Source organism: Nonomuraea sp. NPDC004354, from assembly GCF_053602555.1.
Window position 1 is genome coordinate 5,661 of the sequence record NZ_JBSGDV010000046.1, and the last position, 604, is coordinate 6,264.

A 604-nucleotide genomic window follows, 5' to 3' on the forward strand; every position below is an offset into this window, starting at 1 on the left:
CGCGACGCAGGGTTCTGTCGGCTGCGGCTTGCCAGTCGCGACGCAGGGCTGGTTGTTCTGCTGGCTGAAACTGGCGCCTTCCATGACACAGGTTTCCGTCCCGCAGGCGCATCGTGACCGCCGGGAGCCGCCCCGCTGCCAGGCCGCCGGCGATGGCAGCGCCTCCAAGCTCACCCACTCGACGGGGCAGGAGCGCCGGCAGTCGTCAAGGCCCCCGGACGACACCTGGTGCCCGTTACGGTAGCTCCACAAGCCTGGCGCCGACGTCCCTGCTCATGGGAGCGTCCACGAGCCTGACGACCGACGCCCCTGTCCATGAGGGGAGTCCACGAGACTGCCGCAGACGCAATGGCTCATTACCGTCGCCGGAGGCCCGTCCTGTCAACCGGGCCCCGGCACCCTGCCACCGCCAACGGGGCATCGGCACCATGTCGAAGACCGAGCACACCCAGCAAGCCCCGGCCACAACACCGCCGGAAAAGCAGAAAGGGCCACCCCTGATGGGGTGACCCTTACTGTAAAGATTGCGCGGCGGCGACCTACTCTCCCACACCCCTTCGAGTGCAGTACCATCGGCGCAGAGAAGCTTAACTTCCGGGTTCGG

1 rRNA gene is annotated in these 604 nt (G+C 67.5%); it reads right to left on the minus strand.

The features are described 5' to 3' along the window. Positions 1–526: 526 nt before the first annotated feature. A 5S ribosomal RNA gene (gene rrf / locus ACWENQ_RS45935) occupies positions 527–604 on the minus strand; the annotation flags it as partial.